Consider the following 25,260-nt stretch of genomic DNA (forward strand, 5'->3'; position numbering starts at 1 on the left):
CTTCTCCGAGGCCCCGGCGATCTACGGATCGCTCGGGGCCTCGTTGTTTCATGACCGCCGGTGAAGAAGTCTCGGTGTGAGCGTCCGGAGTGGCCAGGGGAGGGACTTCAGAGGACCTTGGCGAAGAAGTCCGCGGTGCGCTGCTGTTGCGGGTTGTCGATGACATCGCGGGGGGTGCCGCGTTCAACGATCACGCCGTCGTCCATGAACACCACCTGGTCCGCGACCTCACGGGCGAAGCCGACCTCGTGGGTCACCACGACCATCGTCATCCCGCTGGCGGCAAGTTCTTTCATCACGCTGAGCACTTCGCCCACCAGTTCCGGGTCGAGCGCGGAGGTGGGCTCGTCGAACAGCATCAGGTCCGGCTGCATCGCCAGGGCCCGCGCGATGGCCACGCGCTGCTGCTGCCCACCGGAGAGCTGGGCGGGGTAGTGGTCGGCTCGGTCCGAGAGTCCGACGCGGGCCAGTTGCTCGTCGGCCAGCGTGGCGGCTTCAGCCTTCCCGAGGCCGCGGACCTGGCGCGGCGCTTCCATCACGTTCTCGCGCGCGGTCATGTGGGGGAAGAGGTTGAAGCGCTGGAACACCATGCCGACGCGCTCGCGCTGCTTGGCGATCTGCTTGTCGCTGAGCCGGTGCAGCACACCGTCGACCTCGCGGAGACCCATGAGGTCGCCGTCGACGTAGAGGCGGCCGGCGCTGATCTGCTCCAGTTCGTTGATGCAGCGGATGAGGGTGGATTTGCCGGAGCCTGAGGGGCCTAGCACGACGCACACCTCGCCCTTCTGCACCTGGAGGTCGATGCCCTTGAGGACGTGCAGTTCACCGAAGAACTTGTGCACGCCCAGGACATCGACCATGGGGGTTGCGGTGGTCACGGGGTCACCTCCAGATTGGGGTCTTCATGGACGGTACCGGAGGCGAGGATGGCCTGCTGCTTCTTCGAGACGCCCTTGGCCTTGCCTCCGCCGGCGGTCTCCGAGTTGTCGAACCCCCGACCGTAGTAGCGCTCCAGGCGCGCCTGCCCCACCATCAGCACCGAGGTGATGCTCAGGTACCAGATGGCGGCGACGATCAGCAGCGGCACAGGGAGGAAGCTCTTGTTGCCGATGGCGTTGGTGACGAACGTCAGCTCCAGCGAGAACGGCACTGCCAGCACGAGCGAGGTGGTCTTCAGCATGGAGATGGTCTCGTTGCCCGTGGGCGGCACGATCACGCGCATGGCCTGCGGGATGACGATGCGACGAAGCGTGGTCGAGCGCTTCATGCCCAGCGCTGTCGACGCCTCCCACTGGCCCTTGTCGACGGAGCTGAGCCCGCCGCGCACGATCTCCGAGAGGTAGGCGCCCTCGTTGAGGCCCAGACCGAGCACGGCTGCGACGGTGGCGTTGATCACGTCCTGCGTGTCGAACTGCAGCCACTCGGGGCCGAACGGCACCCCCATCCGGGGGTACAGCACCGCGATGAGGCCCCAGAACACCAGCTGGGTGTAGATGGGGGTCCCGCGGAAGAACCAGATGTAGACGTAGGCCACGGCGCGCAGGATGGGATTGGTGCCCATCCGCATGATGGCGGTGGTGACCGCCAGCAGGATGCCGAGCGCCATGGCCAGCACCGTCAGGATGAGGGTCCAGCCCACACCGGAGATGACCCGCGCGTCGAAGAGGTACTGGCCGACCACGTCCCAGCGGTAGTTGGGGTTCGTGAACAGGCTGTAGACCAGCAGGGCGAACAGCACCAGGACGATGGCCGCCCAGATCCAGACGCTGGGTCTGGGCACGGGGCGCGCGCGGATCAACTCCGGTCGGGTGGGCACGGGGATCAGCCCTCCGGGTTCAGCTCAGCCGTGTCCAGCGCGGCCTCGTCGACACCCCAGGAGTCGAGGATGGCCTGCCAGGTGCCATCGTCCATGAGGTGCTGCATGGCCTTCTGCACCGCTTCAGTGAGGGCGGCGTCGTCCTGCGGCACGACGATGCCCTGCGGGGCCGCGTCGCGGACGTCACCGACGACCTCGAGCTGGTCACCGGTGATGGCCACGGAGTAGCTGGCGACGGTGGAGTCGGCGTAGAAGGCGTCGGCCTTGCCGCCCACCACATTGGTGGTCACGTCGCTCTGGCGGGGGTACGAGAGGACCTCGATGGCTTCCTTGCCGGCGGCGGCGCACTCCTCGTTGAACATGCCGAGCTCCTCCTCCTGCCATGTGCCGGTCTGGACCCCGATGGCCTTGCCGCACACGTCGTCGGGGTTGAGGCCGTCGGGGTTGCCCTTCTTGACGGCGAAGCTGGACCCGACCGTGATGTAGCTGATCATGTTGTAGCTGGCGGTGCGCTCGGGGGTGATGGTGAACGACGAGATGCCGATGTCGTACTTCGAGCCCATGCCGGCCAGCAGCGAGGCGAACTCGCCATCGACGACCTCGGCCTCGAGGCCCAGCACGTTGCCGAGCGCCTTGCTGAGGTCGACGTCGTAGCCGATGGCGGTCTGCAGGTCATCGGCGCGGAACTCGGCCGGCGCGTAGTCCACGGCGGCACCGACGACCAGGGTGCCCTTGTCAGCGACGGCGGCGGGCAGCAGGGCCGCGATCTCGTCCACCTTCTGGACGCCGGACACGTCGTGGCTGCGGTCCGTGGAGTCGCCGGCGTCGGCCGGCCCGGAGGCGTCCTGCCCGCCACAGGCGGTCAGCGTGAGTGCGGCCAGCAAGCTGGCGGCGAGGATTCGGCGCATGTCAGTCTTCTCTCAAGGCGGATACGGGATGATTCAACTGCCAAATCTTAATGGACGGGGCCTCTGGGACTGCATTGGTGCAGCTCCAGGGGTGGCCGGCGCCGACGATTTGGCGCCCGGGTGGGCATCCGGTATCGTTTCGGGAGCCGAAGACCGCAGGTGGCTCAACAGCCATAAAGCCACATGGCACCCGCGCAGGTGAACGTGAGAAGAATAGGTCATACCTGTCCGCCCCGCGCCGCCTGAGCGCCGGGGCTTTTTTGTGTCTTGCGTCACTTCGGCCCTCGGGCCGCCCTTCACGGCGGGCAGAGGTGTTAGACCGGAAGGAGACTCATATGGCGAGGCCGGATAAGGCTGCCAAGGTTTCGGAACTGGCTGAGGCTTTCAGCAAGTCCGGAGCGGCAGTGCTGACCGAGTACCGCGGTCTCACCGTGGCACAGCTCAAGCAGCTGCGCCGTTCGCTCGGTGAGAACGCCACCTACGCCGTTGCGAAGAACACCCTGACGGCGATCGCTGCCAAGGAAGCCGGAATCGAAGGGCTCGACGAGACCCTCACCGGCCCCACGGCTATCGCTTTCGTCACGGGTGACATCGCAGCCGCCACCAAGGGGCTGCGTGACTTCGCGAAGGCAAATCCGTCTCTGGCAATCAAGGGTGGTGTCCTGGAAGGCAAGTTCCTCGACGCCCAGGCTGTTCTGAAGCTGGCCGACCTCGAATCCCGCGAGGTTCTGCTGGCCAAGATGGCAGGCGCGCTCCAGGCCAACCTGGCCAAGGCCGCCTACATGCTGGCTGCCCCGCTGTCGCAGGGCGCTCGCGTGCTCGGCGCGCTGCGCGACGCCGCACAGGCTGACCCCTCCTTGATCGGTGGTGCTGGCTCCGCGCCGGCCACCGAAGCCACGGACGAGACCCCCGCCGCGGAAGCGGCACCTGAAGCAGCGGAAGCTGCGGAATAACAACACTGTTCCGCACGCTGCGGACCAATCTGAAAGGAAAGCCTCATGGCTAAGCTCAACAACGAAGAGCTCCTTGACGCCTTCAAGGAGATGACCCTCATCGAGCTCTCCGAGTTCGTGAAGCTGTTCGAAGACACCTTCGGCGTGACCGCCGCTGCTCCGGTGGCCGTTGCAGCCGCTCCGGCTGCCGCTGCAGGCGACGCCGCTGGCGACGGCGACGAGGAAGCTGCCTCCGACAAGGTCGACGTCATCCTGACCTCGGGCGGCGAGAAGAAGATCGCCGTCATCAAGGAGGTGCGCGCTCTGACCTCCCTCGGGCTGAAGGAGGCCAAGGACCTCGTCGAGGGCGCCCCGAAGCCGGTGCTCGAGGGCGTCGACAAGGACACCGCTGCCAAGGCCAAGGAGGCCCTCGAGGCCGCCGGCGGCACCGTCGAGTTCAAGTGATCTAGAGTCACCAACTCTTCCGACGGCCCGTCCCCGCAAGGGGGCGGGCCGTTTCACTTGCCACCGGCAGCCGGAGCGGTATCATCGATCCCGCGAGGTCGACGTCGACCCTTCCACCGCAGGCCGAAATCCGGGGGCCCGCGGTTGTTGCCGTCCGCGGCGATTTGATCTATAGTGGTTCTTTGCCCCGCTATGCGTTGCGCCCGTGATTTGACACGGGCAGTTCGCCATGCACGGATATTTGCTTCAAGCGTTCTTGGAAGGACCCAATCTTGGCCGCCTCGCGCTCTGCGTTGAAGAACACCAATGTCGTCTCGTCCACCGGTCGTATCTCGTTCGCGAAGATTCACGAGCCTCTGGAGGTTCCCAACCTCCTGGACCTGCAGATCGACGCATACAACTGGCTGATCGGGAATGAGACTTGGCGGGCGAAGGTCGAAGAGCAGCTCGCTGCCGGCCGCACCGACGTCAACACCCGCTCCGGCCTGGAGGAGATCTTCGCCGAGATCTCACCCATCTCCGATTTCCAGGACTCGATGCAGTTGTCGTTCCGCGACCACCGCTTCGAAGAGCCCAAGTGGACGATCGAGGAGTGCAAGGACCGCGACACCACCTACGCGGCACCGCTCTTCGTCACCGCTGAGTTCACCAACAACGAGACCGGTGAAATCAAGTCCCAGACCGTCTTCATCGGTGATTTCCCGCTGATGACGGACCGTGGCACCTTCATCATCAACGGCACCGAGCGTGTCGTCGTCTCGCAGCTCGTGCGCTCGCCCGGCGTCTACTTCGAGCAGACCCCCGACAAGACCTCGGACAAGGACATCTTCTCCTGCAAGGTCATCCCGTCGCGTGGCGCGTGGCTCGAGTTCGAGATCGACAAGCGCGACATGGTCTTCGTACGCCTGGACCGCAAGCGCAAGCAGAACGTCACCGTCCTGCTCAAGGCGCTCGGCTGGACCGAAGACCGCATCCTCTCTGAGTTCGGCGACGCGGAGTCCATGCGGCTGACGCTCGAGAAGGACACCGTCAAGACGCAGGACGAGGCCCTCCTCGACATCTACCGCAAGCTCCGTCCGGGCGAACCCCCGGCACGTGACGCTGCGCAGCAGTTGCTCGAGAACTACTACTTCAACGACAAGCGCTACGACCTGGCGAAGGTCGGCCGCTACAAGATCAACAAGAAGCTCGGCCTCGAGCTCCCGTTCGATCAGCAGGTGCTCACCGAGGACGACATCTCCGCAGCCATCGGCTACATCGTCGCCCTGCACGAGCACAAGGAATTCCTGGGTGACCTCCCCGTCGAGGCCGACGACATCGACCACTTCGGCAACCGTCGTCTCCGCACCGTGGGCGAGTTGATCCAGAACCAGCTCCGCACCGGCCTGGGCCGCATGGAGCGCGTCGTGCGCGACCGGATGACCACGCAGGACATCGAGGCCATCACGCCGCAGACGCTGATCAACATCCGCCCTGTGACCGCGGCGCTGAAGGAGTTCTTCGGAACCTCGCAGCTGTCGCAGTTCATGGACCAGAACAACCCGCTCGCCGGCCTGACGCACAAGCGTCGTCTGTCCGCGCTGGGCCCCGGTGGTCTGTCCCGCGACCGCGCAGGCATGGAAGTCCGAGACGTCCACCCGTCGCACTACGGCCGCATGTGCCCCATCGAGACGCCTGAAGGCCCGAACATCGGCCTCATCGGCTCGCTGGCCTCGTTCGCCCGGGTCAACGCGTTCGGCTTCATCGAGACCCCGTACCGCAAGGTCGTCGACGGTCACGTGACGGATCAGATCGACTACCTCACCGCTGATGAGGAGGACCGCTACTCGATCGCGCAGGCCAACGCCGCAGTGAACGAGGATGGCCGCCTGACGGAGGAGCGCGTCCTCGTCCGCCTGAAGCACGGCGACGCCGACGAGGTCCCCGTCGCCGAGGTCGAGTACATGGACGTGTCCCCGCGCCAGATGGTCTCCATCGCCACGGCGCTGATCCCGTTCCTCGAGCACGACGACGCCTCGCGTGCCCTCATGGGCGCCAACATGCAGCGCCAGGCGGTACCCCTGCTCCGCAACGAGTCACCCGTGGTCGGTACCGGTATGGAGTACCGCGCCGCCGTCGACGTCGGTGACGTCACCCTGGCCCGCAAGCCCGGCGTCGTGAGCTCCGTCTCGGCAGATCTCCTTGAGATCGCCAACGACGACGGCACCTACTCCAGCTTCAAGCTGGACAAGTTCGTCCGCTCCAACGCGGGCACCTGCATCAACCAGCGTCCGCTGGTCGGCCCGGGCGACCGGGTCGAGATCGGCACCCCGCTGGCAGACGGCCCCTGCACGGACCAGGGCGAACTGGCACTCGGCAAGAACCTCCTCGTGGCCTTCATGCCGTGGGAGGGCCTCAACTACGAGGACGCCATCATCCTGTCGCAGCGCATCGTGCAGGACGACGTCCTCACCTCGATCCACATCGAGGAGCATGAGGTCGACGCCCGTGACACCAAGCTGGGCGCCGAGGAGATCACCCGCGAGATCCCGAACGTCTCGGACGAGATGCTGGCTGATCTCGACGAGCGTGGCATCGTGCGCATCGGCGCCGAGGTCTCCGCCGGCGACATCCTGGTGGGCAAGGTCACGCCCAAGGGCGAGACCGAGCTGACCCCGGAGGAGCGCCTGCTGCGCGCCATCTTCGGCGAGAAGGCCCGCGAGGTGCGCGACACGTCGCTCAAGGTTCCCCACGGCGAATCCGGCACTGTCATCGGCGTGCGCGTGTTCAACCGCGAGGACGACGACGAACTGCCCCCCGGCGTGAACCAGTTGGTGCGCGTGCACGTGGCCCAGAAGCGCAAGATCTCCGACGGCGACAAGCTCGCCGGCCGCCACGGCAACAAGGGCGTCATCTCGAAGATCCTGCCGGTGGAGGACATGCCGTTCCTCGAGGACGGCACGCCCGTCGACATCGTGCTGAATCCGCTGGGTGTGCCCTCGCGTATGAACGTGGGCCAGGTCCTCGAGAACCACCTCGGCTGGATCGCCAAGACCGGGTGGGACATCACCGCGGTCCAGGAGGAATGGGCCGAGCGCCTCCGTGACGTCGGCCTCGGCTACGTCGACGGCGACGCGAAGGTTGCCAGCCCCGTGTTCGACGGTGCCAACGAGGAGGAGATCGCTGGTCTCCTCGCCAACTCGCTGACCACCCGCGACGGTGACCGACTGGTGGACTCCACGGGCAAGGCCCGCCTCTTCGACGGCCGCTCCGGCGAGCCGTACCCGGAGAAGATCGGCGTGGGCTACATGTACATGCTGAAGCTCCACCACCTGGTCGACGACAAGATCCATGCCCGCTCGACCGGCCCGTACTCGATGATCACCCAGCAGCCGCTCGGCGGTAAGGCCCAGTTCGGTGGCCAGCGCTTCGGTGAGATGGAGGTGTGGGCCCTCGAGGCCTACGGTGCCGCCTGGGCGCTGCAGGAACTGCTCACCATCAAGTCCGATGACGTGCCTGGCCGCGTCAAGGTCTACGAGGCGATCGTCAAGGGGGAGAACATCCCCGAGCCGGGCATCCCTGAGTCCTTCAAGGTGCTCGTCAAGGAAATGAAGTCCCTCTGCCTGAACGTAGAGGTGCTCTCCGACGACGGGACCGTCATCGACCTGACCGATTCGGAGGACGACATGCGTTCGGCCGAAGACTTCGGTATCGATCTCGGTCGCCGTCCCGGTAGCGACAACTTCATGGACGTCGGCGAAGTCTGATCCGCGGGGGGCTGCGCCCCACGTGAGCCCACCAGCGGAGCTTGCTTCGCTCGCACACACTTGAAATCCGAGACAGGCGAGATCGCCGATGTCTCACAGGCGCCTACTGCCGAAGTAGGGGAAAGAGAAGCCAAACGTGCTGGACGTGAACTTCTACGATGAACTCCGGATCGGTCTCGCGAGCACCGAGCAGATCCAGAAGTGGTCCGAGGGCGAGGTCAAGAAGCCCGAGACCATCAACTACCGAACCCTCAAGCCGGAGCGTGACGGCCTCTTCTGCGAGAAGATCTTCGGCCCCACCCGTGACTGGGAGTGCTACTGCGGCAAGTACAAGCGGGTCCGCTTCAAGGGCATCGTCTGCGAGCGCTGCGGCGTTCAGGTGAGCCGGAGCAACGTGCGTCGCGAGCGCATGGGCCACATCGAGCTGGCCGCGCCCGTGACCCACATCTGGTACTTCAAGGGTGTCCCGAGCCGTCTCGGCTACCTGCTGGACATCGCGCCGAAGGACCTCGAGAAGGTCATCTACTTCGCTGCGCACATGATCACCTCCGTCGACGAGGAGGGCCGCCACCGCGATCTCTCCTCGCTGCAGGCGAAGGTCGAGGCTGAGTCCAAGCAGGTCGCCGGCAAGCGTGACGCGGACATCGAAACCCGCATGCGCAAGCTGGAGGAGGACCTGGCCGCTCTTGAGGAAGAGGGTGCCAAGGCCGACGTCAAGCGCAAGGTGCGCGAGGCGGGCGAGAAGGAAGCCAACCTCATCCGCACCCGTGCGCAGCGTCAGCTGGACCGCATCGACGAGGTGTGGCAGCGGTTCAAGGGCCTGAAGGTCCAGGACCTCGAGGGCGACGAGATCCTCTACCGCGAGATGAAGAAGCGCTTCGGCAAGTACTTCGAGGGTTCCATGGGCGCCGAGGCGATCCAGCGGCGCCTGCAGGACTTCGACCTGAAGGCCGAGTCCATCTCGCTGCGCGAGACCATCGCCACGGGCAAGGGCCAGCGCAAGACGCGTGCCCTGAAGCGCCTCAAGGTGGTCAGCGCCTTCCTCAACGGCCAGAACGCGCCTTCGTCGATGGTGCTGGACGTCGTCCCGGTCATCCCCCCGGACCTGCGCCCCATGGTGCAGCTCGACGGTGGCCGCTTCGCCACCTCGGACCTCAACGACCTGTACCGCCGCGTCATCAACCGCAACAACCGTCTCAAGAGGCTGATCGACCTCGGTGCCCCCGAGATCATCGTCAACAACGAGAAGCGGATGCTTCAGGAGGCCGTCGACTCGCTGTTCGACAACGGCCGTCGCGGCCGTCCCGTCACCGGGCCGGGCAACCGCCCGCTGAAGTCGATCTCCGACATGCTCAAGGGCAAGCAGGGTCGCTTCCGGCAGAACCTCCTGGGCAAGCGCGTCGACTACTCTGGTCGCTCGGTCATCGTGGTCGGTCCTCAGCTGAAGCTGCACCAGTGCGGTCTGCCGAAGGCCATGGCGTTGGAGCTGTTCAAGCCGTTCGTGATGAAGCGTCTCGACGACCTGAACCACGCCCAGAACATCAAGGCCGCCAAGCGCATGGTGGAGCGTCAGCGCCCCGTCGTGTGGGACGTCCTCGAAGAGGTCATCACCGAACACCCCGTGCTGCTGAACCGTGCACCAACCCTGCACCGCCTCGGCATCCAGGCGTTCGAGCCCCAGCTCATCGAGGGCAAGGCCATCCAGATCCACCCGCTCGTCTGCACGGCGTTCAACGCCGACTTCGACGGTGACCAGATGGCTGTGCACCTCCCGCTGTCGGCCGAGGCCCAGGCTGAGGCACGCGTGCTGATGCTCTCGACCAACAACATCCTGAAGCCGGCAGACGGCCGCCCCGTGACCATGCCCACGCAGGACATGATCATCGGTCACTACTTCCTCACCTCCGAACGTGAGGGCAAGGGACAGGGCCGGCTCTTCTCGTCGCTGGCCGAGGCCATCATGGCCTTCGACCGCGGCGACCTGTCGATCGGCGCCAAGTGCCGCATCGTGCTGCGTGACGTCGTCGTGGACGGCGTCGAGCCCCGCCCCGACGGTTCGGTGCTGGTGGAGACCACGCTCGGTCGCGCCCTCTTCAACGAGGCGCTGCCGGAGGACTTCCACTACGTCAACACCGTCGTCGGCAAGCGCGTGCTGGGCCCGATCATCAACGAGCTGGCGGAGACGTACCCGAAGGTCAAGGTCGCGGCTGCGCTCGACAACCTGAAGGACGTGGGCTTCAAGTGGGCGTCGCGCTCCGGCGTGACGGTGTCCATCTCGGACGTCCAGACCCCGCCGCAGAAGGCCGAGATCCTTGACGTCTACGAGCGTCGCGCGACCAAGATCGACACGCTCTACGACCGCGGTCAGCTGACCGAGGACGAGCGTCGGTCCGAACTCATCGGCATCTGGGGTGACGCCACCACGGAACTCACGGAGGCCATGAAGGCGAACTTCACGACCGAGAACCCCATCTTCATGATGGTGGACTCGGGCGCTCGAGGAAACATGACGCAGATGCGTCAGATCGCCGCCATGCGAGGACTCGTGGCCAACCCGAAGGGCGAGATCATCGCCCGCCCGATCAAGTCCAACTTCCGCGAAGGCCTGTCGGTGCTCGAGTACTTCATCTCGACGCACGGTGGCCGAAAGGGCCAGGCCGACACCGCTCTGCGTACCGCAGACTCCGGTTACCTGACCCGTCGTCTGGTCGACGTCTCGCAGGACGTGATCATCCGCGAGGAGGACTGCGGCACCGAGCGTGGCCTCACCAAGGTCATCGCCAAGTGGACCACCGCGGGTGCGGACGAGACGGGCCGCCCGATCGAGATCCCCGCTGAGCCGTTCGCCAAGGACGCCTCCGTGGAGACCCCGGTCGACGTGGAGACCGCCGTCTACGCACGCTCGCTGGCCGTCGACGCCGTCGACGCCCAGGGCAACGTGCTGGTCCAGGCCGGAACCGACCTGGGCGACGCCGAGATTCTCAAGCTGGTCGAGGCCGGGGTCACCACGGTCAAGGTCCGCTCCGTGCTCACCTGTGAGTCGGCTGCCGGCACCTGTGCCATGTGCTACGGCCGTTCGCTGGCCTCCGGCAAGCTCGTGGATGTCGGCGAGGCCGTCGGTATCGTCGCTGCCCAGTCCATCGGCGAGCCCGGTACCCAGCTGACGATGCGTACCTTCCACACCGGTGGTGTGGCTGGCGACGACATCACGCAGGGTCTGCCGCGTGTCACCGAGCTCTTCGAGGCCCGCCAGCCCAAGGGCAAGGCACCGATCGCAGAGGCCGACGGCGTCGTGCGGATCGAGGACGGCGACCGTTCGCGCAAGATCGTCATCGTGCGCGACGACGGTGGCGAAGACCTGGAGTACCCGGTCGGCCGCCGCACCCGCCTCGAGTTCGAGGACAACACGGGTCAGCGCATCCACATCCAGGACGGCGTCCGCGTGTCGATCGGTCAGCAGTTGACCGCCGGCCAGGTGGACCCGCAGGACGTGCTTCGCGTGCGTGGTCTCCGCAAGGTGCAGGAGCACCTCGTGGAGGAGGTCCAGCGTGTGTACCGCACGCAGGGCGCCCCCATCCACGACAAGCACATCGAGATCATCATCCGGCAGATGCTGCGTCGCGTCACCGTCATCGACTCGGGTGAGACCGACATGATGCCCGGCGAGCTCGTGGACCGTCCCAGCTACGAGGCCTCGAACCGTCGGGCGCTCTCCGAGGGTGGCAAGCCCGCCGAGGGTCGTCCGGTGCTGATGGGTATCACCAAGGCGTCGCTCGCGACGGAGTCGTGGCTGTCGGCCGCGTCCTTCCAGGAGACGACCAAGGTCCTCACGGATGCCGCCATCCAGGGCAAGAGCGACAAGCTCCTGGGCCTGAAGGAGAACGTCATCCTCGGCAAGCTGATCCCGGCCGGCACCGGTCTCGAGCGTTACCGCAACATCCGGGTCGAGCCCACCGAAGAGGCCCGCGCCACCGCCTACACGATGAGCTACGACCCGTACGACTACGCGTTCGGCTCTGACGTGGTCGGCCCGGCCGTGCCGCTCGACGAGATGGACTTCGGCGAGATTCGCTGAACCTGATCCGAAGGGGCAGACACTCACCGCGGTTCTCACGGTCCTCGCAACACCCAACGTTTTGGGAGTTGCGGGGACCGTGTCTTTGTGTGGAGTTGCACGGCGAGTTCGGTTGCGCAGCGCCGCGTGCCGCGGGGTGAGGCTGCTCGCCGGATCGGTTGGACCGCTGACCACGCACAACGCCCGGCTGGGACGAGCCAGCCGGGCGTGTGCATGATGTGCTTCAGATCACCTACAGCAGGTGTTGCGAGGACCACGAGGATCCGCGAATCGGTATCCGGCCCTGCTGCCGTGTCCGGGAAGTTACCCCTTGGACACTGCGCGCCGCTTGTTGACGAGGTCGAACGCAACGGCGAGGAGCAGCACGAGGCCCTTGACGACCTGCTGCGTCGGTGCCTCCACGCCGAGCAGCTGCATGCCATTGGTCATGACTGCCATGATCGTGCCACCGATGATGGCACCGACGACCCGGCCGACGCCGCCCGTGACCGCTGCGCCACCGATGAAGCAGGCGGCGATGGCATCGAGTTCGATGCCGTTACCTGCGGCGGGCTGGGCGCCGTTCGCGCGCGAGGAGTAGATGATGCCCGCAATGGCCGACAACAGACCCATGTGCACGTACACGAGCATGATGGTGCGCTTCACGTTGACGCCCGAGAGGCGGGCCGCATGGATGTTGCCGCCGATGGCGTAGGTGTGGCGACCGTAGACCGTGTTCTGCGACAGGTACGCGTAGAGCAGGATCAGGGCGGCCAGGATGAACAGCACGATCGGGAAGCCCCGGCTCACCGAGAGCTGGAAGGCGAAGAAGAGCACTGCTGCGCCGATGGCGGCGAACTTCGCGATCATCAGGCCCGCCTTCTCCACCGGCTGCTCGTACTGGATGCGGGCGGCGCGCGTGCGCAGAGCGCTGAAGATGAACCCTGCCACGGCCAGGACGCCGACCAGTAGCGTGAAGATGTCCACTTCCTTGCCGAAGATGGGGACTGTGCCGAAGAGGCCTTGGAGGAACCCCGTGGCGATCTGCTTGTACTCGTTGCTCATGGGGGACAGGGAGATGGAACCCAGCACCATGAACGTCGCGCCACGGAACAGCAGCATGGAGGCCAGCGTCACGATGAAGCCGGGGATGCCGACGTAAGCCACCCAGAAGCCGTGCCAGAGGCCGATCAGCAGGCCGACTGCGAGCCCGGCGACCACCGCGACCCACCACGCCTGCCCCATCTTGATCACGAGGGTTGCCGCAATGGCACCCACGAGCGCGATCACGGATCCCACGGACAGGTCGATGTGGCCCACGACGATGACGAACAGCATGCCGATCGCCAACACCAGGATGTAGGAGTACTGCAGCACCAAGTTGGTCACGTTGGGCGGGCTGAGCAGCAGGCCCTTCGTCCAGACTTGGAAGAGGATGACGATGGCCACCAGGGCCAGGAAGATGCCGCTCTGGCGGAGGTTCACCGCCCCCAGCATGTTCTTGACGCTTGCCATGTCAGGCAGCCTCCCTTTCCTTGGTCATGAGTGTCATGAGGTTCTCCTGGTTTGCTTCGCCGCGATCCAGGACGCCGGTGATGCGCCCGAAGGCCAGCGTGTAGATGCGGTCGCAGATGCCGAGCAGTTCGGGCAACTCGGACGAGATCACGATGACGGCCTTGCCTGCGTCGGCGAGTGAGTTGATGATGGTGTAAATCTCATATTTGGCGCCCACGTCGATTCCTCGGGTCGGCTCGTCGAGGATGAGCACCTCGGGTTCGGTCATCATCCACTTGGAGAGGACGACCTTCTGCTGGTTACCGCCGGACAGTTGCCCCGCGATCGTCATCACCGACGGTGCCTTGATGCGCATGCTGCCCCGGAATTGCTCGGCGCGCTTGATCTCCTCGTTGGCATTGACCGACCCGAGGGGAGTCTTGAGCCGGTCGAGGGAGGCGGCGGAGATGTTGCGGCGGATGTCGTCGATCAGGTTGAGGCCGAACCGTTTGCGGTCCTCGGTGGCGTACGCCAAGCCGGCGTTGATCGCTTGGTGCACGGAGGAGAGGTCAGCCTCCTTGCCATGCAGGTATGCCTTTCCGCTGATCTTGTGGCCCCACGCCTCGCCGAAGACGCTCATGGCGAGTTCGGTTCGGCCCGCGCCCATGAGGCCGGCGATGCCGACGATCTCGCCGGCGCGGACGTTGAGGCTGGCGTCGTCGATGGTCTTGCGCCCCGGGATGGTGGGGTGCATGACGGACCAGTCCTCGATGCGGAAAAGTTCCTCGCCGATCTTCGGCTCGTGGTCGGGGTAGAGATGCTCGAGGTCGCGGCCGACCATGCCCTTGATGATGCGGCTCTGCTGCATCTCCGGGCCCTTCTGGATGGTCTCGATCGTCATTCCGTCACGGATGATCGTGTTGGCGTCGGCAATGGAGATGATCTCGTTGAGCTTGTGCGAGATCATGATCGACGTGATGCCCTCATCGCGCAGTTGCCGCAGCAGGCCGAGGAGGTGCGCCGAGTCCGTGTCGTTGAGGGCGGCGGTGGGCTCGTCGAGGATCAGGAGCTTGACCTTCTTGGAGAGCGCCTTCGAGATCTCCACCAACTGCTGCTTGCCGACCCCGATGTCCTGGATGAGGGTGGTGGGGTTCTCGTCGAGGCCCACCTGGCGCAGCAGTTGGGCGGCGCGCTGGTTGGTCTTGTGCCAGTTGATGCGGCCGCTCTCCGCCTGCTCGTTGCCGAGGAAGATGTTCTCCGCGATGGACAGTTGAGGGACCAGCGCCAACTCCTGGTGGATGATGACGATGCCCTTGGCTTCGGACTGGTTGATCGAGTTGAACTTGACCTCTTCGTCATCGAAGAAGATCTGGCCGTCGTAGGTACCGTGCGGGTAAACGCCGGACAGCACTTTCATGAGGGTGGACTTGCCAGCTCCGTTCTCACCGCAGATGGCGTGGATGTCGCCCCGCCGCACGCTGAGGTTAACGTCTGACAGCGCCTTCACACCGGGGAATTCCTTGGTGATGTTGCGCATCTCGAGAATGATGTCGCTCAAGGTATGCCTGCTTTCAATTGGGATGGGGCCGGCGGTTGTATTCAACCACCGGCCCCATCGCGTCAGTTACCGGGGATCAGGCAACGCCGGAGTCGACCTGCTCCTGGGTCCAGTAGCCGGTGTCCACAAGGGCCTCGGTGACGTTGTCCTTGGTGACGGTGGTGACGTCGAGGAGGTACGACGGCACGACCTTCACGCCGTTGTCGTAGGTCTCGGTGTCGTTGGCCTCGGGCTCGTTGCCCTCGAGCAGCGCGACGGCGGCCTTGACGGCCTGTTCGGCCAGGAGACGGGTGTCCTTGAAGATCGTCGAGTACTGGATGCCGTCGTTGATGAGCTTGACCGAGGCGATCTCGGCGTCCTGACCGGTGACGATCGGGAAGGTGTCACCGCCGTAGCCGTTGTTCTCCAGTGCGGTGATGATGCCGCGCGAGAGACCGTCGTAGGCGGACAGGGCGCCGTGGAGCTTCTTGTCGCTGTAGTTGGCGGTGAGGAGGTCCTCCATGCGCTTCTGCGCGGTCTCCTGCTGCCAGCGGAGGATGGCCGCCTGCTCGATGGAGGTCTGGCCCGACGGGACGACGTACTCGCCGGCATCGATCTTCGGCTGCAGGACCGACATGGCGCCGTTGAAGAAGAAGTGGGCGTTGTTGTCGTCCAGCGATCCGGCGAACAGCTCGATGTTGGCGGGCTTCTCGGCGCTGAAGCGCTCAGCGAGGCCGTCGATGAGGGACTGGCCCTGCGCGACGCCGACCTTGAAGTTGTCGAAGGAGACGTAGAAGTCGACGTTCTCCGAGTCGCGGATCAGACGGTCGTAGGAGATCACCTTGATCCCGGCTGCGGCCGCCGCATCCAGCTGCGGTGCGAGCGCGGTGCCGTCAATGGCGGCGATGATGAGGACCTTGACGCCCTGGGTGATCATCTGGTCGACCTGCTGCGACTGGGTCGGGATGTCATCGTTGGCGAACTGCAGGTCGACCTCGAAGCCGGCCTCCTCGAGCTGCGACTTGACGGCGTCGCCGTCGGCGATCCAGCGCTCGGAGGTCTGGGTGGGCATCGAGACGCCGACCTTGCCGCCGGCTGCCGCTTCCCCTCCGCCGGCGCTGGCGCTGGCGGAGGTGGTCGGATCGCTCCCGGGTGCAGGGGAGTCATTTCCGCAGGCGGCCAGACCGAGGACGGCAACGCTGGCAGCGCCCAGCCCGATGAACCCGCGACGATTGAGCTTCATTATCGTTTCCTCCTAGAAACGGATCAGTGGAGGCCAACTCTGGCCATCCCTGGGTGGGGCTCTGATGCCCTCTCCGACGAATCGGCATGTGTGACACGGGGCGGCATACGAGGACCCGTGAAACGGTTTTCTTTGTCACATGGTGCTCAACTGAGAGGCCCCCGTCAACGTGAATCGCGCAATCGATCAGTCTCGGTTTCATAACGAATCCCTAGGCCACCCCGACTGCGGATCGAGGTGTCGCCGCGGTATCATCCGCCCCTGCGCAGACGCGTTCGAGCCGATCGGTCCGGCCCCGAACCCGGTGCCGAAGGCTGGCCGGCCCTTGGGTGTGTTGCTCATGGTGGGTGAGCACATCGCCCCAACCTGCAGACACAAGGAACCCCGGGATGGTGTCTTGGGGCGTCGAAAGGATTCATGGTGAAATCACTGGCTCGGTATTTTGTCCCCGTCATGGCAGTGGCGATGGTCGGCAGCACGCTTGCGGCACCGCACGCGAACGCGCAGCCCAACGCCGCACCGCTCATCGTTCCGGAACTACAGCAATGGGTGGGGGGCCAGGGCACCTTCCAACAGGATGCGGCTCGACCGACGACCGTCGCCGCGCCAGAAGCCGCGGATCTCGCCAGCCGCTTCGTCGATGACCTCACCGCCTACACCGGCTTCCCTGCGCAGACCACCGCGACCACGGGCTCCGCGGATATCGTCCTGCTGATCGATGAGGAGCTCAGCGTCACAGGGGCCGGCGAGCTGTTCAACGCCGAGGGCTACGAGCTTGTCGCCGGCGAGGACCAGGTGACGATCACCGCTCACAGTGAGCAGGGTCTCTATTACGGAACGCGCACTCTCCTGCAGGGCTTGATGCAGTCAGAGGGACGCGACCAGTTCCCGGTCGGCACGGCGCACGACTGGCCCGATTACGCCGACCGTGGCTTCATGCTCGATGTCGCCCGCCGCTACTTCACACCCGAGTTCCTGCGCGACTACATCAAGATGATGGGCTGGTACAAGCTGAACTCCTTCCAGATCCACCTGAACGACAACCAGATCCCTCGCCCCAGCACCGGCTGGCAGGACGGGTACGCCGCTTTCCGCCTCGCCTCGGACAACCCCGAGCTGGCCGGTCTGGCGGCAGAGGACGGCAGCTACGACCGCGAGACCTGGCGCTCCTTCGAGGAGACTGCGGCCGATAACGCTGTGGTGATCACGCCCGAGATCGACGTGCCTGCACACTCGCTGGCGTTCATCCAGTGGCGACCCGAACTGGGACTCAACGGAGGGGACGACGACATGCTCGACCTCTCCAAGCCGGAGACGCGCGAGATGATCAAGCTGATCTTCGGCGAATTCATCGACTGGTTCGAGGGCCCGGTCGTCCACTTCGGCGCGGATGAGTACAGCCGGTCAGAGGCCGAGGAGTACCGGGACTTCTTCAATGAGATGGCTGAGTACATCCGCAGCCACGGCAAGAAGCCGGCCGCGTGGGGCTCCATGACGGTGATGCACGGTTCAGCTGCCGGCTATGACCGTGACGTGCTGATCGGCGCTTGGAACAACGGTTGGTACGGGATGGCCAGTGCAGAGGCTGACGGCTACGAATACATCAACATGAACGACTCCACCCTCTATGTGGTGCCGTTCGCGAACTACTACCACGGCCAAGGCCTCAACAACCAGCGTCTCTACGACGTGTGGCTGCCCAACCGGCTCGACGCCACCGACATCGTGCCGGCGGGTGGGCCCAACGGCGCCCGGTTCGCGGTGTGGAACGACCTGGTGGACGCCGATTACACCGAACTCGACGTCGACGGTCTGATCGAGGATTCCTTCCCTGTCATCTCCCAGAAGACGTGGAATGCACAGACGCCGACGCGCACTTACGCCGAGTTCACCGCGGGGGTCCGCGAGATCGGGCGGGGCCCCGGTCTGACCACCATCGGTGCGGTGTCGCAGCCCGGTACCGTCGAGCTGAGCCGCAATGCCAGCGTCACCGCTTCGTCCAGCACTCCGGAGGGTCCCGCTGCGGCGCTCACCGACGGCAGCCGCACGACGCGTTGGGTCAGCACGCAGAAGGACCCCTCCTTCGTGGTTGACCTCGGTGCGTCGAACACCATCGCGAGCGTGGACGTCGCCTGGGCCCAACCCCTGCCCACCTCGTACCACGTGGAGATCTCCGACGACGGCGAGAACTGGCGCGCGGCCGCGGTGCACGCCACCGGCAACAGCGTCGAGTTCGCTGCCATGATCGGCCGGTACGTGCGGGTCTCGGCAAAGTCCGAAGCAGGTGCGAGCGCCTGGGAGGTCGTGGTCAACGGGCCGCGTCCGCTGACCGATGGCGCCACCGCCACCGCTTCCGGCAACGAGGCACCGGCGTTCGGTCCGGAGAACACCCTCGACGGCAACCTGCGCACGCGCTGGTCTGCCAGCTATGCGATGCCCACGTGGCTGCAGATCGATCTCGGTGTCCGGCGCGCCATGGATCAGGTTCAGGTCCATTGGGAAGCGGCCGCTGCCGCCGCCTACACCGTGCTCGTCTCGGACGACGCAGTGACCTGGACCGAAGTCGGCTCCAGGAGCGCCCAGAGCGCAGGGGAGCGGGTGGACCAACTCGAGTTCGACCAGGTCGATGCGCGGTACGTGCGCATCAACGTGACTGAGAAGGCATTGAGCCCCTACCTCTCGCTCTACGAGGTGATCATCCCCGCAGTGGAGATCGATCCCCAGGGAGACATTTCCGCTCCCGCGGTCACGCAGTTGGCCACCACCCAGGTCACGGCGGGCGTGGCCGCGACCATCCGGGTGGGAGCGCAGGATGACTCCACGCCACTGGTCCACTCCGCCACCGGCCTGCCGGCAGGACTCAGCATCAACGCCCAGTCCGGCGTGATCTCGGGCACGACGAACGCCGTCGGAGACCACGAGGTGACGGTGCTGGTCACCGACGCCGCGGGCAACGTGGCTCTGATGGAGTTCACCATCTCGGTGCAGCCGAAGGTCGGGCCTTCCCCGTCTGCGACGCCCACCGTGAAGCCGACCGTGACGCCGAGCGCGTCGAAGTCGCCGACGGTGAAGCCCACTGCTACGACGGGCACCGGCACGTTCGTCCGCACTGCGCCGTACACCCTGGCCGGCAGGCACACCTTCAACGGTCGCCAGTGGATGACCACCTGTGAGCCGTACTCGCAGACCGAGCGGTGCCGCACCGACATCTGGGCCACCGTGGTCAAGGTCGAGAACGGCACGTTCGTCCGCGAATCGGGGTGGGCGTTCAACAACCTGACCTATCTGCCGTTCATGACGCGGGAAGCCTGGAAGGGCAATCCGCTGGGCGACGCGGGCTCCACGAACGACGGCGTGTTCACGTCGGCCGGCAGGCAGTGGCGCACGGAGTGCGACACCGCCGCCACGGGCAGGGGCGCGTGCCGTTCCTACACGATGACGACGGTGTACGCGGCGACGGCGAAGCCTGTGGGTGGGTACACCTTCTCGCAGGGCAACCAATGGGTGTTCAACAACATCGTGATGTTCGGGGGACCGGAGAAGCGCTGACGGTGCACCTGGGGGCATGAGCCGGCCACCTTCCCTGACGGGAGGGCGGCCGGCTCCTGTAACGGGGTGCTGGAGGCAGCCCACCTTGGGGGGCATGGTGGTCCGCGTGATTTTTGACCCTCGGGCACCGGTGGAGTAATCTTGGCAAGCGTGCCCAGACTAGGGCGCGATTGTGCGTGCCCTGGCATGACGGTCAGTTCCTAAACGTTGCGAGGAACCCTGACGCGTGCGGAGTTCGCACGGCAGCCAACTGTGTTTCTGCCCGGAACGGTGACCCGGAACGATGACACGGAGACCTGCGCCAGGGAAACCCCCGCCAATATCCAGACAACGAAAGTGAAACCAAACAGGTGCCAACTATTCAGCAGCTGGTCCGGAAGGGCCGCAGGGACAAACCGTCCAAGAGCAATACGCCCGCGCTGAAGGGCTCGCCCCAGCGTCGCGGCGTGTGCACTCGCGTGTACACCACCACGCCGAAGAAGCCGAACTCCGCGCTCCGTAAGGTCGCGCGTGTGCGTTTGAGCTCCGGCATCGAAGTCACCGCCTACATCCCGGGCGTCGGCCATAACCTTCAGGAGCACTCGATGGTGCTCGTCCGCGGTGGTCGTGTGAAGGACCTCCCCGGTGTGCGCTACAAGATCGTCCGTGGTTCGCTCGACACCCAGGGTGTCAAGGGCCGCAAGCAGGCCCGCAGCCGCTACGGCGCCAAGAAGGAGAAGTAATGCCTCGCAAGGGTCCCGCCCCGAAGCGTCCCGTGGTCATCGACCCCGTTTACGGTTCGCCGCTCGTTTCGCAGCTCGTCTCCAAGATCCTGCTCGACGGTAAGAAGTCCGTCGCCCAGGGCATCGTCTACGACGCCCTCGAGGGCGCCCGCGCCAAGACCGGTACCGACCCGGTGCAGACGCTGAAGAAGGCTCTCGACAACGTCAAGCCTTCGATCGAAGTCAAGTCCCGTCGCGTCGGCGGTGCCACCTACCAGGTGCCGATCGAGGTCAAGCCCGGCCGTCAGAACACTCTGGCGCTGCGTTGGCTGGTCAGCTTCTCCCGCGCTCGTCGCGAGAAGACGATGACCGAGCGTCTCATGAACGAGATCCTCGACGCCTCGAATGGTCTGGGTGCTTCCGTGAAGCGCCGCGAGGACACGCACAAGATGGCTGAGGCCAACCGCGCCTTCGCCCACTACCGCTGGTGATTCAGCTGCCCCCGTACCGCAGGGTACGGGGGCTCTCACCGTCTAACGACTTGACTCTTCGATACTCGAGAAGGACCGAACTGTGACCGACCTGAACAAGGTTCGCAACATCGGCATCATGGCGCACATTGATGCCGGCAAGACCACCACGACCGAGCGCATCCTGTTCTACACCGGCAAGAACCACAAGATCGGTGAGACCCATGACGGCGCGGCCACCATGGACTGGATGGAGCAGGAGCAGGAGCGCGGCATCACGATCACGTCCGCCGCGACGACCTGTTTCTGGCACGACCACCTGATCAACATCATCGACACCCCCGGCCACGTGGACTTCACGGTCGAGGTCGAGCGTTCGCTCCGCGTCCTCGACGGCGCTGTTGCGGTGTTCGACGGCGTGGCCGGCGTCGAGCCGCAGTCGATGACCGTGTGGCGCCAGGCCACCAAGTACGGCGTGCCGCGCATCTGCTACATCAACAAGCTCGACCGCACCGGCGCCTCGTTCAGCCACGTCGTCAGGACGATCCGCGAGCGCCTCAACACCGATCCGGTGCTGCTGCAGCTGCCCATCGGCTCCGAGGGTGACTTCCTGGGCGTCGTCGACCTCGTGGAGATGCGCGCGCTGACGTGGCGCGGCGAGACCGCCATGGGCGAGGACTACGACGTCGAGGAGATCCCCGCCCAGCTCCGGGCCGAGGCCGAGGCTGCCCACGCCACGCTCATCGAGCGGGTGGCGGACGTGGACGACGACATCATGGAGTTGTACCTGGAAGGCGAGGAGCCCTCGGTCGCGCAGGTCAAGGCGGCCATCCGTAAGGGCGTCATCACCAACACCTTCACCGCCGTGGTCTGTGGCACCTCGTTCAAGAACAAGGGCGTGCAGCCCCTGCTCGACGCGGTCGTCGCCTACCTGCCGTCGCCGCTCGACGTGCCCGCCATCGACGGCTTCAAGCCCGGCCACGAGGACGTCAAGCTCGAGCGTCACCCCTCCGACGACGAGCCGCTGTCGACTCTCGCCTTCAAGGTCGCCGCCGATCCGCACCTGGGTCGCTTGACCTTCGTGCGCGTCTACTCCGGCGTCCTGCAGTCTGGTTCGCAGGTCCTCAACTCGACCAAGGGCCGCAAGGAGCGCATCGGCAAGATCTACCAGATGCACGCCAACAAGCGTGAGGAGATCCCCTCCATCGGTGCCGGCATGATCTGCGCGGTCATGGGGCTCAAGGACACCACCACCGGCGAGACCCTGTGCGACCCGGCCAGCCCCATCGTGCTGGAGTCGATGACCTTCCCGAACCCCGTCATCGAGCAGGCGATCGAACCGAAGACGAAGTCGGACCAGGAGAAGCTGTCGCACGCCATCCAGCGTCTCGCGGAGGAGGACCCCACCTTCCGGGTCCACACCGACGAGGAGACCGGGCAGACCATCATCGCCGGTATGGGTGAGCTGCACCTCGACGTCCTGATCGACCGCATGAAGCGGGAGTTCAAGGTCGAGGCGAACATCGGCAAGCCGCAGGTCGCGTACCGCGAGACCCTGCGCCGCAAGGTGCAGAAGGTCGAGTACACGCACAAGAAGCAGACCGGTGGCTCCGGCCAGTTCGCGCGCGTCATCATCGACCTCGAGCCCACCGAGCCCGGCTCCGGCTACGAGTTCGTCAACGCCGTCACCGGCGGCCGCATCCCCCGCGAGTACATTCCCGCGGTGGACGCCGGCGTCAAGGAGGCCCTGCAGTTCGGCGTGCTCGCCGGCTACCCGGTCGACAACATCAAGGTGACGCTGACCGACGGCGCCTACCACGACGTCGACTCCTCGGAGCTGGCGTTCAAGCTCGCCGGCTCCATGGCCTTCAAGGAAGCCGCGCGCAAGGCGGACCCGGCAATCCTGGAGCCCGTCATGGCCGTCGAGGTCACCACGCCCGAGGACTACCTGGGCACCGTCATCGGTGACCTGAACTCGCGTCGTGGCTCGATCCAGTCCATGGACGAGCTTCACGGCAACCGTGTCGTCAAGGCGCTCGTGCCGCTCTCGGAGATGTTCGGCTACGTGGGTGACCTGCGCTCGAAGACCTCGGGCCAGGCCAACTACTCGATGGAATTCGATTCCTACGCCGAGACCCCCAAGAACATCATGGAGGAGATCGTCGCCAAGGCGAAGGGCGAGTAACACTCGACCCTAGGATGTCTTGAGACCGGCCGGGAGCGTGAGCTCTCGGCCGGTCTCGCATTCCGGTCTTCTATACAGTGACGTTGTGGACATGCGGATCAGGACCTGGAGCGAACTGGGCAAGGACGAGTTCTTCGACATCGCCGTGCTGCGCACCATGGTGTTCTACGTGGAGCAGCGCGCCGACGTCCAGGATTTCGACGAGCACGACCGCGCACCGCAGACGCTGCACTATTCCATCCATGACGACGGGGGAGCGGCGGCCTACCTGCGCACGCTCAGGCTCGCCACGCCGGAATACGGCGCCTTCTGGGCGTTGGGTCGGGTGGCGGTGCGGAGCGACCGGCGCGGTCGGGGCCTTGCCCGGGTGCTCCTCCGGGAGGCTGTGGGCCGGTTGGGCCCCGAACCGATCGTCTTGCACTCCCAGACCTACGTCCAGGGTCTGTATGCGGGATTCGGGTTCGAACGGGTGGGGGAGCCGTTCGAGGAGGCCGGGATCGCCCACATCACGATGGTGCGGCCCTCACCCTGGGGCCACCTGGGCCGGATCTGAGCCTCGCCGCGCCGCTGCTTGAACATGTTCGCTAGACTGACCGATCAGTGTGGGCACCTCTGGTTTGACTATCGGCGCTCACTGGACAAAAATGAATGAGTCCCTTGTGCCCTACCGGCATCAGGAACCCCAAAAATCTAGAGCTGCGCAGAGTGCGTGGCGAGATCCAAGAAGGAGCCCTCGTGGCAAAGGCCAAGTTTGAGCGGACCAAGCCGCACTGCAACATCGGCACCATCGGACACGTCGACCACGGCAAGACCACTCTCACCGCGGCGATCACGAAGGTGCTGCACGACGCGTACCCGCAGTGGAACTCTGCCTCGGCGTTCGACCAGATCGACAAGGCGCCCGAAGAGCGCCAGCGTGGTATCACCATTTCGATCTCGCACGTCGAGTACCAGACCGAGAAGCGTCACTACGCACACGTCGACTGCCCCGGACACGCTGACTACGTCAAGAACATGATCACCGGTGCGGCTCAGATGGACGGCGCCATTCTCGTGGTCGCCGCCACCGACGGCCCGATGGCTCAGACCCACGAGCACATTCTCCTGGCTCGCCAGGTCGGCGTGCCGGCGATCGTCGTCGCGCTCAACAAGTGCGACATGATCGACGATGATGACGCTGACCTCATCGACCTGGTCGAGATGGAACTCGACGAGATCCTGAGCGCTCAGGGCTTCGAAGACACCAAGATCGTCCGCGTTGCCGCCTTCCCCGCCCTGAACGGCGACGAGAAGTGGGGCAAGTCGGTCCTCGAGCTCATGGAGGCCGTGGATGAGTACATCCCGCAGCCCGAGCGCGACACTGACAAGCCGTTCCTGATGCCCGTTGAGGACGTCTTCACGATCACCGGTCGTGGCACCGTCATCACCGGCCGCATCGAGCGCGGCGTCGTCAACACCGGCGACACCGTCGACATCATCGGCATCCGTGAGCAGAAGCAGACCAGCACCGTCACCGGTGTTGAGATGTTCCGCAAGATCCTCGACGAGGGTCGCGCTGGCGAGAACGTCGGCCTGCTGCTCCGCGGCACCAAGAAGGAAGACGTCGAGCGCGGCATGGTCGTCATCAAGCCGGGCTCGACCACCCCGCACACCGACTTCGAGGCCAACGTCTATGTGCTGAACAAGGAAGAGGGCGGCCGTCACAAGCCGTTCTTCTCGAACTACTCCCCGCAGTTCTACTTCCGCACCACCGACGTGACCGGCGTCGTCCAGCTCCCCGCTGGGACCGAGATGGTCATGCCCGGCGACAACACGGAGATGACCGTGCACCTCAACAAGCCGATCGCCATGGAGGAGAACCTCAAGTTCGCCATCCGTGAAGGCGGCCGTACCGTCGGTGCAGGCAATGTCACCAAGATCCTCAAGTGATCTGATCTACTGATCCCGCGAAGGGGCCGCACAGCTTGGCTGTGCGGCCCCTTCGCCGTCCTGCCTCATCTGCCGGCGCCTCCCCCAAGCGGTGTGACGCAGAACCCGTGGGTGAGCTGGTCCTTCCCGCGCAGCGCTGTCGCGCAGTCGCGTTGTCCATATCGTGGCAACGCTAACAAGGCCCTCTAGCATGACGTCACTGGATCAGAGTTGATCAGGATCGGAGACCAA

The 25,260-nt window shown here is 65.3% G+C and carries 16 protein-coding genes; 10 read left to right on the forward strand and 6 right to left on the reverse strand.

Going from position 1 to position 25,260, the window contains the following annotated elements:
- Positions 1 to 107 precede the first annotated feature (107 nt).
- From H5393_RS02515 to H5393_RS02525, 3 genes are read right to left on the reverse strand one after another with little or no spacing between them, the layout of a single operon-like run.
- Positions 108 to 860 (reverse strand): amino acid ABC transporter ATP-binding protein, encoded by a 753-nt coding sequence (locus tag H5393_RS02515; RefSeq protein WP_182765770.1) that lies wholly within the window; start codon positions 858 to 860, stop codon positions 108 to 110.
- Positions 861 to 874: 14 nt separating this feature from the next.
- Positions 875 to 1,816 carry an amino acid ABC transporter permease gene (locus H5393_RS02520; protein ID WP_256437877.1) on the reverse strand — a complete coding sequence of 314 codons (942 nt, stop codon included), beginning with the start codon at positions 1,814 to 1,816 and terminating at the stop codon, positions 875 to 877.
- A gap of 5 nt (positions 1,817 to 1,821) precedes the next feature.
- Positions 1,822 to 2,724 carry an ABC transporter substrate-binding protein gene (locus tag H5393_RS02525; protein ID WP_182765384.1) on the reverse strand — a complete coding sequence of 301 codons (903 nt, stop codon included), beginning with the start codon at positions 2,722 to 2,724 and terminating at the stop codon, positions 1,822 to 1,824.
- A gap of 335 nt (positions 2,725 to 3,059) precedes the next feature.
- On the opposite strand from H5393_RS02525, the gene rplJ reads away from it, so the two are divergent.
- From rplJ to rpoC, 4 genes are all read left to right on the forward strand, one after another.
- Positions 3,060 to 3,677, forward strand: a complete 618-nt coding sequence (gene rplJ / locus H5393_RS02530) for a 50S ribosomal protein L10 (protein WP_076060734.1) — start codon at positions 3,060 to 3,062, stop codon at positions 3,675 to 3,677.
- Between the two features lie 45 nt (positions 3,678 to 3,722).
- On the forward strand, positions 3,723 to 4,121 hold the full coding sequence (gene rplL, locus H5393_RS02535; protein ID WP_182763807.1) for a 50S ribosomal protein L7/L12: 399 nt from the start codon (positions 3,723 to 3,725) through the stop codon (positions 4,119 to 4,121).
- A 272-nt stretch (positions 4,122 to 4,393) separates the two neighbouring features.
- Positions 4,394 to 7,867, forward strand: coding sequence for a DNA-directed RNA polymerase subunit beta (gene rpoB / locus H5393_RS02540; RefSeq protein ID WP_182765385.1), 3,474 nt, complete (start codon positions 4,394 to 4,396; stop codon positions 7,865 to 7,867).
- A gap of 145 nt (positions 7,868 to 8,012) precedes the next feature.
- The gene (gene rpoC, locus H5393_RS02545) at positions 8,013 to 11,942 is read left to right on the forward strand and encodes a DNA-directed RNA polymerase subunit beta' (RefSeq protein WP_370585936.1); all 3,930 of its coding nucleotides are present in this window, start codon (positions 8,013 to 8,015) and stop codon (positions 11,940 to 11,942) included.
- 303 nt (positions 11,943 to 12,245) lie between these two features.
- On the opposite strand, the gene mmsB is transcribed toward rpoC, so the two are convergent.
- From mmsB to chvE, 3 genes are all read right to left on the reverse strand, one after another.
- The gene (gene mmsB / locus H5393_RS02550; RefSeq protein ID WP_182765387.1) at positions 12,246 to 13,436 is read right to left on the reverse strand and encodes a multiple monosaccharide ABC transporter permease; all 1,191 of its coding nucleotides are present in this window, start codon (positions 13,434 to 13,436) and stop codon (positions 12,246 to 12,248) included.
- 1 nt (position 13,437) lies between these two features.
- Positions 13,438 to 14,973, reverse strand: coding sequence for a multiple monosaccharide ABC transporter ATP-binding protein (gene mmsA, locus H5393_RS02555; protein ID WP_182765388.1), 1,536 nt, complete (start codon positions 14,971 to 14,973; stop codon positions 13,438 to 13,440).
- Between the two features lie 76 nt (positions 14,974 to 15,049).
- Positions 15,050 to 16,195, reverse strand: a complete 1,146-nt coding sequence (gene chvE / locus H5393_RS02560) for a multiple monosaccharide ABC transporter substrate-binding protein (protein WP_182765389.1) — start codon at positions 16,193 to 16,195, stop codon at positions 15,050 to 15,052.
- 420 nt (positions 16,196 to 16,615) lie between these two features.
- Between chvE and H5393_RS02565 the strand changes: the two genes are divergently transcribed.
- The 6 genes from H5393_RS02565 to tuf all read left to right on the forward strand — a co-directional run bounded on the left by H5393_RS02565 (position 16,616) and on the right by tuf (position 25,029).
- Entirely contained in the window at positions 16,616 to 19,744 is a 3,129-nt protein-coding gene (locus H5393_RS02565) for a discoidin domain-containing protein (RefSeq protein WP_220488148.1), read from the forward strand.
- 350 nt (positions 19,745 to 20,094) lie between these two features.
- A complete protein-coding gene (gene rpsL / locus H5393_RS02570) occupies positions 20,095 to 20,466 on the forward strand; it encodes a 30S ribosomal protein S12 (protein WP_076060716.1) in 372 nt (123 codons plus the stop codon).
- Positions 20,466 to 20,936 (forward strand): 30S ribosomal protein S7, encoded by a 471-nt coding sequence (rpsG, locus tag H5393_RS02575; protein ID WP_076060714.1) that lies wholly within the window; start codon positions 20,466 to 20,468, stop codon positions 20,934 to 20,936. Before rpsL ends, rpsG begins: the two co-directional genes overlap by 1 nt.
- Before the next feature lie 82 nt (positions 20,937 to 21,018).
- The gene (fusA, locus tag H5393_RS02580) at positions 21,019 to 23,100 is read left to right on the forward strand and encodes an elongation factor G (protein WP_370585907.1); all 2,082 of its coding nucleotides are present in this window, start codon (positions 21,019 to 21,021) and stop codon (positions 23,098 to 23,100) included.
- A 91-nt stretch (positions 23,101 to 23,191) separates the two neighbouring features.
- Positions 23,192 to 23,653: a GNAT family N-acetyltransferase gene (locus H5393_RS02585; RefSeq protein WP_182765391.1), complete on the forward strand. Its 462-nt coding sequence runs from the start codon at positions 23,192 to 23,194 to the stop codon at positions 23,651 to 23,653.
- Between the two features lie 182 nt (positions 23,654 to 23,835).
- The gene (gene tuf / locus H5393_RS02590; RefSeq protein ID WP_182765392.1) at positions 23,836 to 25,029 is read left to right on the forward strand and encodes an elongation factor Tu; all 1,194 of its coding nucleotides are present in this window, start codon (positions 23,836 to 23,838) and stop codon (positions 25,027 to 25,029) included.
- Positions 25,030 to 25,260 lie beyond the last annotated feature (231 nt).

It is taken from the genome of Tessaracoccus sp. MC1756, assembly GCF_014164735.1.
Taxonomy (GTDB): domain Bacteria; phylum Actinomycetota; class Actinomycetes; order Propionibacteriales; family Propionibacteriaceae; genus Arachnia.